The 14,411-nt window shown below is 70.5% G+C and carries 13 protein-coding genes and 3 pseudogenes; 8 read left to right on the forward strand and 8 right to left on the reverse strand.

What is annotated here, in order from left to right; all coding sequences use genetic code 11:
• Positions 1–57 precede the first annotated feature (57 nt).
• The 4 genes from WAB14_RS15040 to WAB14_RS15055 are packed head-to-tail and all read right to left on the reverse strand — an operon-like array spanning position 58 to position 3,599.
• Positions 58–981 (reverse strand): glycosyltransferase family 2 protein, encoded by a 924-nt coding sequence (locus WAB14_RS15040; protein WP_340271003.1) that lies wholly within the window; start codon positions 979–981, stop codon positions 58–60.
• Positions 982–985: 4 nt separating this feature from the next.
• Positions 986–1,537 carry an acyltransferase gene (locus tag WAB14_RS15045; RefSeq protein WP_340271005.1) on the reverse strand — a complete coding sequence of 184 codons (552 nt, stop codon included), beginning with the start codon at positions 1,535–1,537 and terminating at the stop codon, positions 986–988.
• A complete protein-coding gene (locus WAB14_RS15050) occupies positions 1,534–2,406 on the reverse strand; it encodes a glycosyltransferase family 2 protein (RefSeq protein WP_340271006.1) in 873 nt (290 codons plus the stop codon). The genes WAB14_RS15045 and WAB14_RS15050 overlap by 4 nt, the downstream gene beginning before the upstream one ends.
• Positions 2,403–3,599: a glycosyltransferase family 4 protein gene (locus WAB14_RS15055; RefSeq protein WP_340271007.1), complete on the reverse strand. Its 1,197-nt coding sequence runs from the start codon at positions 3,597–3,599 to the stop codon at positions 2,403–2,405. Before WAB14_RS15055 ends, WAB14_RS15050 begins: the two co-directional genes overlap by 4 nt.
• A 250-nt stretch (positions 3,600–3,849) precedes the next feature.
• Between WAB14_RS15055 and WAB14_RS15060 the strand changes: the two genes are divergently transcribed.
• From WAB14_RS15060 to WAB14_RS15080, 5 genes and pseudogenes are all read left to right on the forward strand, one after another.
• Positions 3,850–4,155 carry a PqqD family protein gene (locus WAB14_RS15060; RefSeq protein WP_340271009.1) on the forward strand — a complete coding sequence of 102 codons (306 nt, stop codon included), beginning with the start codon at positions 3,850–3,852 and terminating at the stop codon, positions 4,153–4,155.
• A complete protein-coding gene (locus tag WAB14_RS15065) occupies positions 4,152–4,931 on the forward strand; it encodes a hypothetical protein (RefSeq protein ID WP_340271010.1) in 780 nt (259 codons plus the stop codon). Before WAB14_RS15060 ends, WAB14_RS15065 begins: the two co-directional genes overlap by 4 nt.
• A gap of 152 nt (positions 4,932–5,083) precedes the next feature.
• Positions 5,084–5,388, forward strand: a pseudogene (locus WAB14_RS15070) (transposase); the annotation flags it as partial.
• A 198-nt stretch (positions 5,389–5,586) separates the two neighbouring features.
• Entirely contained in the window at positions 5,587–6,741 is a 1,155-nt protein-coding gene (locus WAB14_RS15075; RefSeq protein WP_340271011.1) for an IS110 family RNA-guided transposase, read from the forward strand.
• A gap of 14 nt (positions 6,742–6,755) precedes the next feature.
• Positions 6,756–7,726 (forward strand): annotated as a pseudogene (locus tag WAB14_RS15080) (IS3 family transposase); the annotation flags it as partial.
• A 121-nt stretch (positions 7,727–7,847) separates the two neighbouring features.
• On the opposite strand, the pseudogene WAB14_RS15085 reads toward WAB14_RS15080, so the two are convergent.
• Together WAB14_RS15085 and WAB14_RS18270 are read right to left on the reverse strand one after the other, a co-directional pair.
• Positions 7,848–8,795 (reverse strand): annotated as a pseudogene (locus WAB14_RS15085) (IS256 family transposase).
• Positions 8,677–9,138 (reverse strand): transposase, encoded by a 462-nt coding sequence (locus WAB14_RS18270; protein ID WP_422665465.1) that lies wholly within the window; start codon positions 9,136–9,138, stop codon positions 8,677–8,679. The pseudogene WAB14_RS15085 and the gene WAB14_RS18270 overlap by 119 nt, the downstream one beginning before the upstream one ends.
• A gap of 248 nt (positions 9,139–9,386) precedes the next feature.
• Here WAB14_RS18270 and WAB14_RS15090 point away from each other — a divergent pair, with 248 nt between their 5' ends.
• Positions 9,387–10,037 carry a methyltransferase domain-containing protein gene (locus tag WAB14_RS15090; protein ID WP_340271013.1) on the forward strand — a complete coding sequence of 217 codons (651 nt, stop codon included), beginning with the start codon at positions 9,387–9,389 and terminating at the stop codon, positions 10,035–10,037.
• Here the strand turns inward: WAB14_RS15090 and WAB14_RS15095 are convergent.
• Positions 10,024–11,454 carry a right-handed parallel beta-helix repeat-containing protein gene (locus tag WAB14_RS15095; RefSeq protein WP_340271015.1) on the reverse strand — a complete coding sequence of 477 codons (1,431 nt, stop codon included), beginning with the start codon at positions 11,452–11,454 and terminating at the stop codon, positions 10,024–10,026. The genes WAB14_RS15090 and WAB14_RS15095 overlap by 14 nt on opposite strands.
• Before the next feature lie 131 nt (positions 11,455–11,585).
• Positions 11,586–13,376 (reverse strand): right-handed parallel beta-helix repeat-containing protein, encoded by a 1,791-nt coding sequence (locus WAB14_RS15100; protein WP_340271017.1) that lies wholly within the window; start codon positions 13,374–13,376, stop codon positions 11,586–11,588.
• Positions 13,377–13,563: 187 nt separating this feature from the next.
• On the opposite strand from WAB14_RS15100, the gene WAB14_RS15105 reads away from it, so the two are divergent.
• Entirely contained in the window at positions 13,564–13,980 is a 417-nt protein-coding gene (locus WAB14_RS15105) for an FAD synthase family protein (protein WP_340271019.1), read from the forward strand.
• Positions 13,977–14,411: an FAD synthase family protein gene (locus WAB14_RS15110; RefSeq protein WP_340271021.1), complete on the forward strand. Its 435-nt coding sequence runs from the start codon at positions 13,977–13,979 to the stop codon at positions 14,409–14,411. The genes WAB14_RS15105 and WAB14_RS15110 overlap by 4 nt, the downstream gene beginning before the upstream one ends.

The raw sequence follows: 14,411 nt of genomic DNA on the forward strand, positions 1-14,411 counted from the left end.
AAGAAAGATCGTCGTCACGATTAGCGAGGTAGGACGCAGCCCACCACAGGCTAAGGGTCAGCCAGCTTCCGTCCAGCCCGCCAGCCAATCCGAACGTTCGGTCCAGAGTTCTCGAGACACGGAACCTGGACGCGACGTCAGTGACCGCAGGCCCACTCCCGTTGCCATAAGGCCGAGCGCAACGCGACGACGGATCCCGTGCCATCGCTTGCGCGCTAGGTGCGCCCGTCCGCGCATTAGCAGCCGCTGCTTTGCCAGCGTCGACGAGCTTGAGGCTCCGACTGCGTGGACGATCTGCGCCGCGGGCGACACCGACGGGCGATAACCCGAACGCCACGCCCTCCAGCACAGGTCAGCGTCTTCGCCGTACATGAAGAACGCCTCGTCGAAGCCGTCAAGTTCGTCCCACACGAGTCGGGAGGTCAGCAAGAGGCACCCTGTCACGACGTCGACCGCCCGCTCACTGTCGCGCTGCCACTGCCCGAGCGACTCCGGGTCGAGCACCCGATTGCCGCGAAACAGGGTCGACAGCCCGGTCGCGTAGCAGGCGAGGCTCCAGAGCGTCATCGCGCCCCAGCACGAACGGGGGTCGAGCGTGCCATCGGGCGCCACCGTCCGGCCGCCGACGATGCCGCGGCTCGGGTCTGCGTCATGGAACCTGACGAGCGCCTCCAGCGCGGCGGCCGTAACGAGTGTGTCGGGGTTGATGAGGGCGACAAGCCGGCCGCGGCTCAGTCCGACGCCAACGTTGCAGGCGCGCGCGAAACCGACGTTGACGTCCATCTGGTGCGCTCGAACCCCTGCAGCACGTGCTTGCGCGATGACCGCGCGTGTCTCGGACCCGCTCGCGTTGTCTACGACAACAACCTCGGCATCGAGGGACATGGTTTCGACTGCCGCGACCAGACTGTCTAGACAGCGGCGAGTCCAGTCCGGCGCCTCGTACGTGACAACGACTACGCTCAGGTCAGGTCCGCTCACCGCGTTACCCCGCCTCGGTGGTGGCTGGGGCGTCGGGAGCACCCCCGCGCCATCCGATGACCCGAGCGGGTGCACCGGCGACGATGGCTCCGCTCGGCACAGCCCGCGTAACGACGCTGCCTGCTGCGACGACTGCGCCGTCGCCAACTCTCACCCCGGGCAGCAGAACGGCGCGTACCCCCAGCCAAACGTCGGCGCCGACTATGACATCGCGCTCTTGCTTCGGCTGCTGCATCACGGGCGCACCCCACACCGTGCCGTAGTTGCTGGCGGTGATAAAGACCTCCGGCGCCAGGAGGCAGTGGTCGCCGAGGACGATGCGCCCGGTCGAGTCCCCCGCCCACAGCGAGCTCCGCTCGCCCACGTGCACCTCGCGTCCGAGCGCTATCCGCTGAGCGTTGCGAAGGCTCACTGATGGCGACATCCGCAGCCCGGGGCCCGCGATGAGCCTCCGCCGCTGCTCGACGTGGGAGTAGCCGTAGAAGTTGACGATGCGCAGGACGTGGGCCCACAACCGCGGGTCGAACAACCGCCTCAGGTCCGAGCGCCGGCTCACGCCACCGGCTCCCGACTCGTTGCATCCGTCGCCCACTCGCCCTGCCGGCCACGCGCGCGCCGCACCGCGGCCGTCAGCCGGACGAGGAGCGAGACAACGACGTAGACCGCGACGTCGGCGGGGGTGGCCCGCCGCGAGCGCACGAGACCCAGAAGGTCTCCGCCGCGTGTGGCGGCCTGATCCGGTCCGAACTCCCGCTCGAGCGCCTCGTTGCCTAGCACGACGCGGGCGCGCCGGCGCACGAGCGCCCTTAGCGTTCGTGGCGCCGTCAAAGTGAAGACGACGTCTGTCGCCGCCCTCTCTCCCGGGCCGAACTGCCGACGGATCCAGGCGTCGTCGTTGGTCACGTCTGGGAGCGCCGCCACGACGTCGGCGCCGCACCGGTCAACTGCGACAACCCCACTTCCGACGAGGTGCTCGCGTGCATACGGCAACCCCGACCACGTCCGCACCCACGACCTCACCCACACCGATGACTGAGAGGCGTCGATGTCGGAGCGGGCTGTTGCGACGTGAGGGCCCGGCCTTTCCGGCAGTGCCGACACGAGCGCGCTCAGCGAGTCGCCACTCAACTCCACGTCGGCGTCGAGCAGTACGAGCGGGTGCGCGGAAGCAAGCGCCACCCCGCGCCGGAGGGCAGCGGCCTTGCCGAGGGAAGGCAAGACCTCCACGCGCAGGGCATGCCCCGCCGCGGTGAATGCCGGTACAAGCGAGAGAGCTTCGTCAGTCGTGGCGTCAGTCGAGCCATTGACGACGACGACCACGTCGACGCCAGGCCGGGCGCCATCAACGAGAGTCGTTAGGCAGCGCCGCAGGACCGCCGCCTCGTTGTGAGCTGGCACGACGACTGACACCCACGACTCGCTCACAAGCGCGACGCTTCGATCGGGCGTGCGGCGCCACCGCCCACGGGGCCACGCGCGCCACGTGCCCCCTTAGACAAGACGCGCTGCACGGCCGCCACGTAGGCGTGGGCGAAGCGGTCCCACGACAACTCGCCCTCGATGCGCGCGCGTCCGACCGCACCCATCCAACCTCGGCGTGCAGGGTCATCGAGGAGCGCGTCGACGGCGTCGGCCATCTCCTCGACTGTTTGTACGTAGACCGCTGCTTCGCCGGCGCTGCGGCGGGTCTCGAGGAGGTCCGTCGCGACGACGGGCAGCTCGCACGCCATGTACTCGAGCGTCTTGTTCATCGTCGAGCGCTCGTTGAACGCGCTCGGCGGATCGGGCGTGAGCCCGACGTCAGCAGCTGAAAGCCACGCAACGACCTCCGGCTGCTGCACGCGTCCGGTGAAGTGGACGTGGCCGTCGAGGCCGAACTGCGCTGAAAGCCGCCGCAGCCTGGGCTCGCTGTCGCCGAAGCCGAGGAGCACAAAGCGGATGTCGTCGCGGCCGCGGTCACGAAGCGTCCGCGCCGTGTCGAGCACTCGCTCGACGCCGTCCTGCGGGCCCATGACGCCGACGTACACGACGAGGTTGGCGAATCGGTCCCGGGCGCCGGGCTTCGGTTCGCTGCGGCGCATGATCCTGTGGTCCGGCGTGCTCATGACGATGGTCGTCCGGTCGAGCGGCACCCGGCCGCGGCCCGTCGCTATCTCGCGGTAGCTCTCGTTCGGCGACACGACGAGGTCGGCGGTCGCGTAGCTCGCCCGCTCGAGCCACAGGAGGAGCCGGTGCAGGACGCGGTCCCGGAACGAGCGTCGCCCGAACCGGTCCAGGAACACCTCCGGGCACAGATCGTGCTGGTCGTAGACGAACCCCTTGCCCCAGAGCCGCCAGATCAGCGCGAGGAGCCAGTACGTGTCCGGGGGGTTGCACGCCTGGAGAACGGCGAAGCCCTCACTTCTGTGACAGCGCCACGACAACTGGGCGGTTCGTAGCCACGCCACGACGAACTCGCGGAAATAGCTGAGGATCCCGCTCGTCGGCGGCGGCGGCGCGTACGAGCGAACGGTGACGCCGTCGTGGTCGTGGACTTCTGCCTCATCGGGCGTTGCGCGCGGGCAGATGACCGTCACGCCGGTGCCGGCGGCGAGGAGGGCTCGCGCCTCGTTCTGCACCCGACGATCGAACCGGTACGGCATGTTCTGCACAACGATCAGGACACGCCCCCGCGGGGGCGCCTCGCGGGGAAGCGGGACGGTCATGGCTTCTCCAGGGGCAGGTCCCGGTCACCGGCGGCCACATGCAACATGCCGGGAGCGGGTCTCGAGTAGGGGCCGCCAAGACCCTATTGGGACGCGCGCGCGCGGCGTGTGCTTTTGCCGCCAATCCCCTGCCCAGCCCACTCATGGGCCTTAGGCTGGCGCCGTGCTGAAGCGGGTCGACGCGCGCCTCACCGAGGTCGAGGTCGACGGCGAGATCGCCGTCTACCACCCGAAGACGGACCGCGTCGTGCTTCTCAACTCTTCCGCGTCGGCGATATGGCGACGTTTGCCCGTGCGGGGCGTCCAGGACCTCGTCGACCATCTCGTCGACGTCTTCAATGTCAACGTTGACGAGGCGCGGGTGGGCGCTGAGACAGGGATCGCGCTGCTTGCAAACGAGCGGCTGTTGGCCGATGCCGATGACCACGTCGGCTACCCCGCCGATGACCTGCCCGATCAGCGGGCATGAGCCTGCACCTGCTGGCTGGCGACGGCGCGCTCCTTGCACTCGACGGCGACTACGACATCCTCGCAGCGCTCGAGGCGCTCTGGCAGCCCTTCACAGCGGCCGACGGCGCAGGTTCGTCGGACGTCGAGCATGTGGTCGTACGGGATCTTGCAGAGGCGTCAGCCGTCGTAAACCGAACGCTCGTCGCCCGTCTGCAGTGGCCAGCTGTTCATGCGGCTGTCGTGGAAATCGGAGGCGGCGCGGTCGCTGTGCCCGCGGTGTCGGGCGCTGGGAAGTCGACGCTCTCGGCCGCACTTTGCTGCGCGGGTGCCGGCTACCTATCCGACGAGGCGCTAGTTCTCGACGACGCGCCCGTCACAGACGAGGCGTATGAGGGGCCAGTCTCGGCGCTGCCTTACCCGAAGCCGGTCGCCCTGAGCCGGTGGAGCGCCCGCGCCGTCGGCCTGAGCGAAGCCAGAGGCGTCGATGGCGAACAGCTTCTCGACGGGGATCGCGAACTTCTGTTTCCGGCGGCGGCGCTAGGCGGACCTTGCAAAGCGGTGCCGATCCTGAACGTTCTGCTACCACGCCGAACCAGCGGCCCCCCGCGGCTAGAGCGGGTGCCGCGGATTGACGGTCTGCGGGCTCTGATTGATCTGTCGTTCAACCATTACCGCGACCCGGTGCGCTTCCTGCTTGCCGCAGCCGCGACAGTACGAGGCGCCGACGTCCACGTCCTGGAGATCGGCGAGCCGATGGCCACCGCCCGCTTGGTACACGAGTCCTTCAAACCATGACTATGACGCGGACACCCACCCCAGACGTGGATCCGCCTACGGCCGGGCGCTCGTCGACCGCGTCGACGACGAGCAGCTCGACCTCCGGCTGCTCCTTCTGAACCGCCCTGGGTTCGGTGGAGGCTCTTGACCCTGGAAACGAGGATGGAGCCATGCCGAAGGAGAAGACGCCTGGGAAGCCCCAGACCCGGCGGTACAGCCAGGAGGAGAAGGACGCGGCGGTGCGCATGGTCCGTGCCCTGCGGGCCGAGCTCGGGACGAGCCAGGGGACGGTGCAGCGGGTCGCGAGCCAGCTCGGCTACGGCTCGGAATCGGTCCGGCTGTGGGTGCGCCAGGCGACGACGGCCGTGCGCCGGGGGTGACGAGCGAGGAGTCGGCGCGGTTGAAGGAGCTGGAGCAGGAGAACCGGGAGCTGCGCCGCGCGAACGAGATCCTGAAGCGGGCCGCAAGTTTCTTCGGGTCAATGCCAGTCTCGGGGGTGCCCGGTCGGGGTTCGCTCGTTTCTTCGCTGCCTCGGTCGTCGTCGTAGTGGTGTCGTACGTCAGCGCGGTCGATGGCTTGTCCGCGATGTGCGGCTCCGGCCGGGTGTCCTGACGTCCGCGGGGCGTGGCCTGATAGGAGCCTGTCGCGGCGGCGAGCCGTGCTGGATTGAGGCGTGCCCGCCCTCGCGGACGTCAGGACACCCGCACGTTCGACGTCTCTGGAGGAGCTGCTCGTGGTCATGATCGGCGCTGATTCGCACAAGCGGACCCACACCGTGGTCGTCGTCGACGAGGTCGGCCGCCGGTTGGCCACGACCACGGTGACGGCCAACTCCGAGGGTCACCTGAGGCTGGTGGAGTGGGCCGCCCGCTTCAGCGACCACGACACGGTCGGGGTCCGCTTCGCGCTCGAGGACTGCCGTCATCTGACCCGCCGCCTGGAGGCGGACCTCCTCACCGCCGGGCACCGGGTCCTGCGGGTGCCGACCCGCCTGATGGCCGACTCCCGACGTGCCGCGCGTGAGCCCGGCAAGTCCGACCCCATCGACGCCGAGGCCGTCGCGGTGGCCGCCCTGCGGCACCCGGACCTGCCGGTCGCCGAGCTGGACGGCCCCGCCCGGGAGGTCAAGCTGTTGTCGGATCACCGCCGTGACCTGGTCAGACAGCGCACGAGGATCGCCGCGCAGGTCCGCTGGCATCTGCACGAGCTCGACCCCGACCTGCTCATCCCCAGCCGCGGTCTGCGCCGGCAGCGGGTGGCCCGTGAGCTGCTGCAGGAACTCGACCGCTTCGACGGCGTCGTCGCCCGGCTCGCGCGGCAGCTGCTGGAACGCTGCCAGGAACTCAGCGGGCAGATCAACGAGCTCGAACGTGAACTACGCGACCTGGTCGCGCGCCTGAACCCGTCCCTGCTGGCGGTGCCCGGCTGCGGGGTGCTGTCCGCGGCAGTGATCATCGGTGAGACCGCCGGCGTCCACCGCTTCCGCGACAAGGACGCCTACGCCCGCTTCACCGGCACCGCTCCGGTGCCAGTGTGGTCGGGCAGCAGCCGAGGCAAGGTCCGCCTCAACCGCGGCGGCAACCGGACACTCAACTGCGCCCTGCACATGATCGCCGTCACCCAGGCCCGCGGCGTCGGGCCCGGCCAGGCCTACCTGGCCAAGCAGACCGAGCGAGGCAAGGACCGCGTCGCCGCTCTCCGGCTGCTGCGCCGGCGCCTGTCCGACGCCGTCTACACCGCGCAGACCGTCGACCACCGCACACGCCTGCAGGAGCGCCCGCAGACGCGCCCGCAGCGGTCTCCCGTCCCGCTCGCCGTCGCGGCTTGACATAGGAGCATCGCGGAGCTCGACCGCCAGCACAAGAAGTAGTCGCCTTCATCGACGCCAACCGCGACCTGATTGTGGACGTCGTGGAAGGCAGCCGGCTCGGGGTCGAGCCCATCGTCACGGTCCTGCGTGAGGCAGGTCTGACGGTGGCCCCGAGCACGTACTACGCCGCGAAGCAGCGGGAGCCGTCCGCCCGCTCCCTGCGCGACGCCGAGCTGCGCCCGGCACTGCGCGGTCTGTGGGACGCGAACTACCGGGTCTACGGGGCGCGGAAGCTGTGGAAGGCGGCCCGCCGCGCCAGCCACTACGTCGGCCGGGACCAGGTCGCCCGGCTGATGCGCGCCGAGGGCATCGAGGGCGCCCGCCGGACCAAGCGGGTCCGCACCACACGCGCCGACCCGGCCGCGGCCCGGCACCCCGACCCAGTCCGTCGCGAGTTCACCGCACAGGCCCCGAACCAGCTGTGGGTGACCGACCTGAGCTACGTGCCCACGTGGGCGGGATCGCCTACGTCTGCTTCATCATCGACGCGTTCAGCCGGATGATCGTGGGGTGGCGGGTCGCCTCGACCATGCGCACCGACACGGTGCTCGACGCGATCGAGATGGCCCGCTGGTCCCGCGGCACCCACCTGACCGGCCTGCGCTGCCACTCGGATGCCGGCAGTCAGTTCACGTCGCTGCGCTACGGCGAGCGACTGGCCGAGATCGGCGCGGTCCCCTCGATCGGCACTGTCGGGGACTCCTACGACAACGCCCTCGCGGAGACGGTGAACGGCTACTACAAGGCCGAGCTCATCCGCGGACCCGCCCGATCAGGACCGTGGAAGAGCGTCGAGGACGTCGAGCTCGCGACCCTCGGCTGGGTCCACTGGCACAACACCCAGCGCCTGCACGGCTACCTCGACGACATCCCGCCCACCGAGTTCGAGGAGGCGTTCTACGCTGCTGCACGGACCGACCAGCCCTTGGTCGGGATCCAATAGCCCGAGCCTCCACCGAACCCAGGGCGGTTCAGAGCTCGAGAACCGCTCCCCGCGGGCGAGGGCGTCGACGACGACTGACTGAGCCCCATGGGGTGGTGGGCTTCGAGGGATCCTCGGTGCCCTACTTGCCGCTTTCGAGTGCGGCAGGTTCGTCAGTATCCACGGTGGTGCTGAGCAGCGCCATGGACTCCTCGGAGAGGTAGCGGCGGTCGCCGGCGATCCATTCGTCGTGCATGTCGATGAGGACCGCACCGACGAGGCGGATGACGGCGGCGGCGTTCGGAAAGATGCCGACGACGCGGCTGCGGCGCTTGATCTCCTTGTTGACCCGCTCGAGGGGGTTGGTGGACCAGATCTTGCGCCAGTGGGCCTTGGGGAAGCCGGTGAAGGCGAGGACCTCGGCCTTTGCGTCGTCCATGAGGGGGCCGATCTTGGGGAAGGAGCCGGCGAGCTGGTCGCGGACCTCGTCCCAGGCGGTGGCGACCGCGGCGGGGTCGGGTTGGGCGAAGATCGTGCGGAACACCGCCGCGGCCATGTCGGCGTGGCTCTTGGGGACGTGGGCGAGCAGGTTGCGGACGAAGTGCACCCGGCAGCGCTGGTGCCCAGCACCCTGGAAGCAGCGGGTGAGGGCCTTCACCAGGCCGGAGTGCTGGTCGCTGATGACCAGGCGCACCCCGCTGAGCCCGCGCTGCTTCAGGCTGAGCAGGAACGCCCGCCAGAACGTCTCGTCCTCACCTAATCAGCGCTGTCACCGACATCAAGCCCCAGGACCTCACGGGAGCCGTCCGCGGCGACACCGGTCGCCACCACCACGGGCCAGACGGGATGAGATCGACACGACCTGCCCGCCCTGGCCGGGCTTGTTCCGTACGTGCAGGTAGGTCGCGTCGAGGTAGACGTAGGGGAAGGTGGTGTGGGTCAGGGTGCGGGTGCGGAACGCGCCGACCGACTCATCCAGCTGCCCGCAGATCCGGGAGACCTCGGACTTGCTGATGCCGGTGTCGGCGCCGAGGGCGACGACGAGGTCGTCGACGGCGCGGGTGCTGACCCCGTGGACGTAGGCCTCCATCACCACCGAGTACAGGGCCTGGTCGATCCTGTGTGTCGATGCGGCGACGAGGCTCGAGGAACCCCGGGTAGAAGGTGCCCTTGCGCAGCTTCGGGATGTGCAGCTGCACGTCGCCGGCCTTGGTGGTGAGCAGCTTCGGGCGGTGACCGTTGCGGTCGGTGACCCGCTCCTCGGAGCGTTCGTAGCGGGCGGCGCCGATCGTCTCGGTGGCCTCGAGCTCGATGAGCTCCTGCAGCACGGCGCGGACCGACTCACGGATCATGTCGACGCCGTCACCGGCGCGGAACGGCTCGAGCAGCTCCGACAACACGGACGGGGGCAAGGCAGACTGGGACACGGCCATCGGTGGCTCTCCTTCAGTGCGTGACTTGGTCGTTTCACACCGAAGATGCCGCCGATGGCCGCCTACATCAGGTCGCCTCGCCGCACCTCAAACCCCACCACCCCGCGGGACTCTCCTCGACGACTCGGCCGATGTTGTGGCGGGTCCCCTTAAGCGGATACCCGGGTTGCTGCTCCTCCCGCGCGGCGTTCGACTGGCGCGCCCGTCGCAAGACGCACTTGAAGCCGCTCTCGGGGCAGACTCGGACGATGCCGAGAAGTGGGCCTGACGTACTGAGACGAGCGGTCCTGGCTTTCAGCATCCGCAGTCGCCGCCGCAAGGCCGCCGCGATCGGCCGCTTCCTCGCCGACCACGACGTCCGCGACTGCATCTTCGTCGGCTGCAGTCCCGGCACCAACCTCAACGAGGGCATCGTCGAGCGGGCCGTCGCAGCCCGCGCCCGGGTCTTCGCCGCCTTCGACGTCCTCCATGCCGAACCGACGTGGCCGTTCCTCCGCGCCGACGCCACCCGCATGCCGTTTGCCGACGGCGCCGCGGACATGCTCCTGGCCAACGCCGTCATCGAGCACGTCGGCGACGAGGCCGACCAGCGGCGCTTCGTCGCCGAGCACGTGCGGGTGGGCCGCACGTTCGTCATCACGACGCCCAACCGGTGGTTCCCCATGGAGTCGCACACGGCGACCCTGTTCCGGCACTGGTCGCCGCGCTGGCGGGCGAGCAGGAGCGAGTTCACCCGCCTGCTGTCGCTGCGCGAGTTCCGCGACCTCCTCCCGCCGGGCACGCGGGTCGTCGGCCGGCCGTGGTCGGCGACGTTCACCGCCTACTACGCGGGACGGCCCCCGCTCGCGGACGAGCGGGGGCCGGGACCGGCGGAGCAGGCGGACGTCACATCCGCTTGAGCGGCACCGACGAGCCGTCGGTGAAGAGGTTGCCGCTGAGGGCGGGGTAGACCTTCGTCGTCGCGATGAGCCCGCAGTTGCTGTAGCGGGTGTCGCGGCCGAAGCGGTTGTCCCGCAGCGTGACCGTGCGGAGCTCGACGAGGTCCTTGTGGTTGAGGTTGATCGAGCACTGGCCGCCGTCGACGTGGTTGCGGCTGATCTCCGCGCTCGTCTTGGCGAAGTCCTGCGTGACCTGCACCGCCGCGTTGTGGGTGTTCTTCACGTCGATGGTGTTGTCGATCACGCGGATGTTCGTGCCACCGAGGATCTGCACGCCGTCGTTGTGGGTCGCCTTGCCGCCCTGCAGCGGGTCGGAGGAGAAGTAGTGCGGGTCGTGGAGGTAGCTGTCCTCGATGAGGACGTTGCTGCCGTGGACCTTGATGTTGTCGACGCCACCGTGGACGTGGACCCGGCGGGCGGTGAAGTTCGCGCCCTTGATGCCGTCGAGCATGACCGACGGCTTCGAGGGGTAGACCTCGCTGTCCTGGATGACGAAGTTCGTCGCGGACGGGGTGACGGTGACGACACCCTCGACGCGGGTGGCCTTGCCGCCGCGGACGACCGAGCGCTTGACGACGACGTTCGGCGCCTCGACACGGAGGAAGCCGCGGATGTCCATCGCGTCGACGACCGTCCCGGCCGTCGTGATGCGGAGGTTGCCGTAGTGGACCTTGAGCGACGTGCCGGCGGGGACGCCGGTGGTGCTCGCGCTCGGCCGGCCGGTGCTGGGCGCCGGGGCGGGTGCGGGCGCGGGTGCCGGTGAGGTGCTCGGCAGGGCGGGGGCGCTGCTGGTGGCGACGGCGACGATCGAGCCGATCCCGACGGACAGCTGGCGGGCGGAGCCCGAGAGGTACGCGGTGGCGCCCGTGAGGCCCGGGCGCGTGATGCGGTCCGACGTCGACGAGGTCGCGCCGACCTGCCAGCCCGGGGTCGCGGAGCCCTTGATCCAGGCGCGGCCGGCGAGCGACACCGGCGACGAGCCGACGACGTGGCCCTCGACGGTGAGCGTCTGACCGGCGCGCAGCTTCTGCGGCAGGGTGACCGAGCGCAGCGTGCGCTCCGTGCCGTTGACGACGTGACGCAGGTCGAGGCGCATGGCGCCGTCCGGCATGAGCCGCACGAGCGCGTGGTAGCGGGTGCCGGCGTTCTGCGCCCGCAGCGGGACCCCGATGTAGAGGGGACCGCCCGAGGGCAGCTGCGGGACGGTGAACGACGACGCGACCCGGAGGTTGACCGCCGTGGCGGTCTTCGGCGTCGTGTGGGACGTGCCGGGGCGCAGGGTGACGGTGGCGGCGGAGGCCGGCACCGTGAACGACGCCGTGAGGGCGAGGACGAAGCCGAGCAGGAGCGCGAGCAGGCGCGAGCGGCTGGAGGTCACAGGAATCGGGCCTTCAGATCGGGTACCAGGGCAGGGGGGTCGGGGACTGACCGTCGCAGATGATGCACGGTGCGTGACGAGATCGCCAATTCGGCTCAACGAACGGACGCCCGGACGGCGTGTCGACGGCCTCATGACGTGGGGGCCATGTACTTGACGGTCACCGCGGCGCCGTCGGTGTACCGGTTGCCGCTCAGCGTCGGGTACGCCTTGGTCGTGAGGATGATCGCGCAGTTGCCGTAGCGGGTGGCCCGGCCGAAGACGTTGTCCCGCATCGTCACGCCGTACAGGTCGGCGAGCTTCTTGTGGTTGAGGTTCGTCGTGCAGCCGCCGCCGTCGGCCCAGTTGCGGCTGAACTCCATGCGGGTGACGGGGGCGTAGTCCTGAGTCACCTGCAGCGCGGCGTTGAGCTCGCGACGGCTGTCGAGGGTGTTGCCGATGACGACGATGTCGTCGCCGCCGAGCACCTGGAGGGCGTCGTTGTGCGTGGGCCCGCCGTTCTGCAGGGGGTCGGAGGAGTAGTAGTGCTGCGCGTGGAGGTAGCTGCCCTCGATGCGGACGTTGCTGCCGTGGACCTTGATGTTGTCGACGCCGCCGTGGACGTGGACGCGGCGGGCGGTGAAGTTGGCGCCCTTGATGCCGTCGAGCATCACCGACGGCTGGGAGGGGTAGACCTCGGTGTCCTCGATGAGGACGTTGCGGGCCTTCGACCGGAGGGTGATGACGCCCTCGACGCGGACGGCGGGCCCGCCCCGCACGATCGAGCGGCGCACGACGACGTCGGCGGCGTCGATCCGCAGGAAGCCGCGGATGTCGAGACCGTCGATGACGGTGCCGGGCGTCGTCACGGTGATGTCCCCGTGGTGGACCTTCAGCTGAGTGCCGGCCGGCACGCCGGTGTTCGACAGGTCGGGCTTCACCGCGCCCGGCGTCCACACGGTGGGCGTCGGGGTGGGCGTCGGGGTGGGCGTCGGAGTGGACGTCGGAGTGGACGTCGGAGTGGTCGTCGGAGTGGTCGTCGTCGGCGTGGGCGTCGGCGTGGCGGTCGTGGTGGCGGTCGCCGTGAGGTCGCGGTACGCCGCGGCGACGGGCGTGGACGTCGTCGACAGGTAGGCGAAGAGCCCGGAGTCGCCGCTACCGGTCGTGGCGCCGGTGCTCTGCGTGGTGCTCAGCTGCCACGCGGGCGCCGTGGCGCCGGCCGCCCAGGCCCGCGACCGCACGACCGTGCTGCTGCCGCCGGACACGGACGCCTCGAACGCGAAGGCGACGCCGGGGCGGACGGTGAGCGGGACGGCGACCTCGGTGCCGACGGGCTTCTCGACACCACCGACGACCTGGCGGACGTCGAGGCGGACGGAGCCGTCGGGCAGGACCTTGACGCGCGGGCGGTAGCCGGTGCTCGTCCCCGTCATCCGGAGGTGGCCGGCCAGGTACAGGGCGCCGGACGACGGCAGGCGGTCGAGGGTGAACACGGTGCGCACGGTTCCGTCGGCGAAGGTGGTGCCGGTGGACCGGGCCGTCCCCGTGCCGGGCGCGGGGGCGAGGGTGCCCGAGGTCGCCGTGGTCGCGGTGGGGCTCGACGTCGCCGTGGCGGTCGGCGTGGCCGTCGCGGTGGCGGTCGGCGTGGCGGTCGGCGCCGGGGACGTCGTGGCGGTGGAGGTCGGCAGGACGACCGTGCGCGTCACGGCCTCCGTGCACGTCGCCGCGCCCCCGAGCGTCCGGCGCGACCCCGTCGAGGCCGGCGTCCAGCCGTTCTCGCCGGACGCGGCGGTGCAGTACGCCGCCGCGGCCGACGGTGCGGAGCCGGGCGTGCCCTGCGGCAGCAGACCGGAGGCGGCGACCGTCACGGCCGTGAGGACGACGGCGGCGCGCGTCCCTCTCGTCAGGGTGCGGCGGGCGTGGGCGGGGGGCAGGAGTCGCATCGGTGTCCGTCCGTCTTCGCTTTCGGGGTCTGACACACCGGATCGGGCACGTGACGAGGGGCCTGAAGGCGTGGACACGCCGACGAACGGGTGATCCGCGCAGATCTCACCCGGGTGGACCAGCCCGTCACCCGTCTGCGCGCGGCGCCCGGGCGGATACTGGCGGGATGGTCGAGGTGGGCGGCGCGTGAGCGCACGGATCGGGTACACGACCGGGGTGTTCGACATGTTCCACGTCGGGCACCTCAACGTGCTCCGCGGCGCGAGGTCCCGCTGCGACCACCTCATCGTGGGCGTGACGACCGACGAGCTCGCCGAGCAGCGCAAGGGCCGCGCCCCCGTCGTCCCCCTGCTCGAGCGCATGGAGATCGTGCAGAACGTCCGCTACGTCGACGACGTCGTGACGCAGACGACGATGGACAAGCGCCTCGCGTGGGAGAACCTCAAGTTCGACGTCATGTTCGTCGGCGACGACTGGCGGGGCACCCCCGCCTGGGACGCCATCGAGGCGGAGTTCGGTGCGCTCGGGGTCGGGGTGGAGTACCTGCCGTACACCCGGCACACCTCGAGCAGCGCCCTGCGCCGGTCGGTGTTCGCCGAGTGAGGGTCGGCTTCACCTCGGGGGTGTTCGACCTGTTCCACGTCGGCCACCTCAACGTGCTGCGCCGCTCGCGGCTGGACTGCGACCAGCTCGTCGTCGCCGTCGCGGAGGACGACGTCGCGACGCAGCTGACGGGCCGGCGACCGGCGGTGCCGTTCGCCGAGCGGCTCGCCGTCGTGCGCTCGATGCGCCCGGTCGACGTCGCGATCGGTCGGATGTCGACGGACGTGCTCGACCTGTGGCGGCAGGTGCGCTTCGACGTCTACTACAAGGGCGGGGACTGGCCCGGCAGCCCCCGCGGCGACGCCCTCGAGCGCGCCTTCGCCGACCTTCCCGTCGAGATCGTCTACTTCCCCTACACCCGGCACACGTCGAGCGCGCGGCTGCGGGAGGTCCTCGGCGAGACCGGCCCCGCCGCACCGGCCGACGCCTAG

Source organism: Aquipuribacter nitratireducens, assembly GCF_037860835.1.
GTDB classification, from domain to species: domain Bacteria; phylum Actinomycetota; class Actinomycetes; order Actinomycetales; family JBBAYJ01; genus Aquipuribacter; species Aquipuribacter nitratireducens.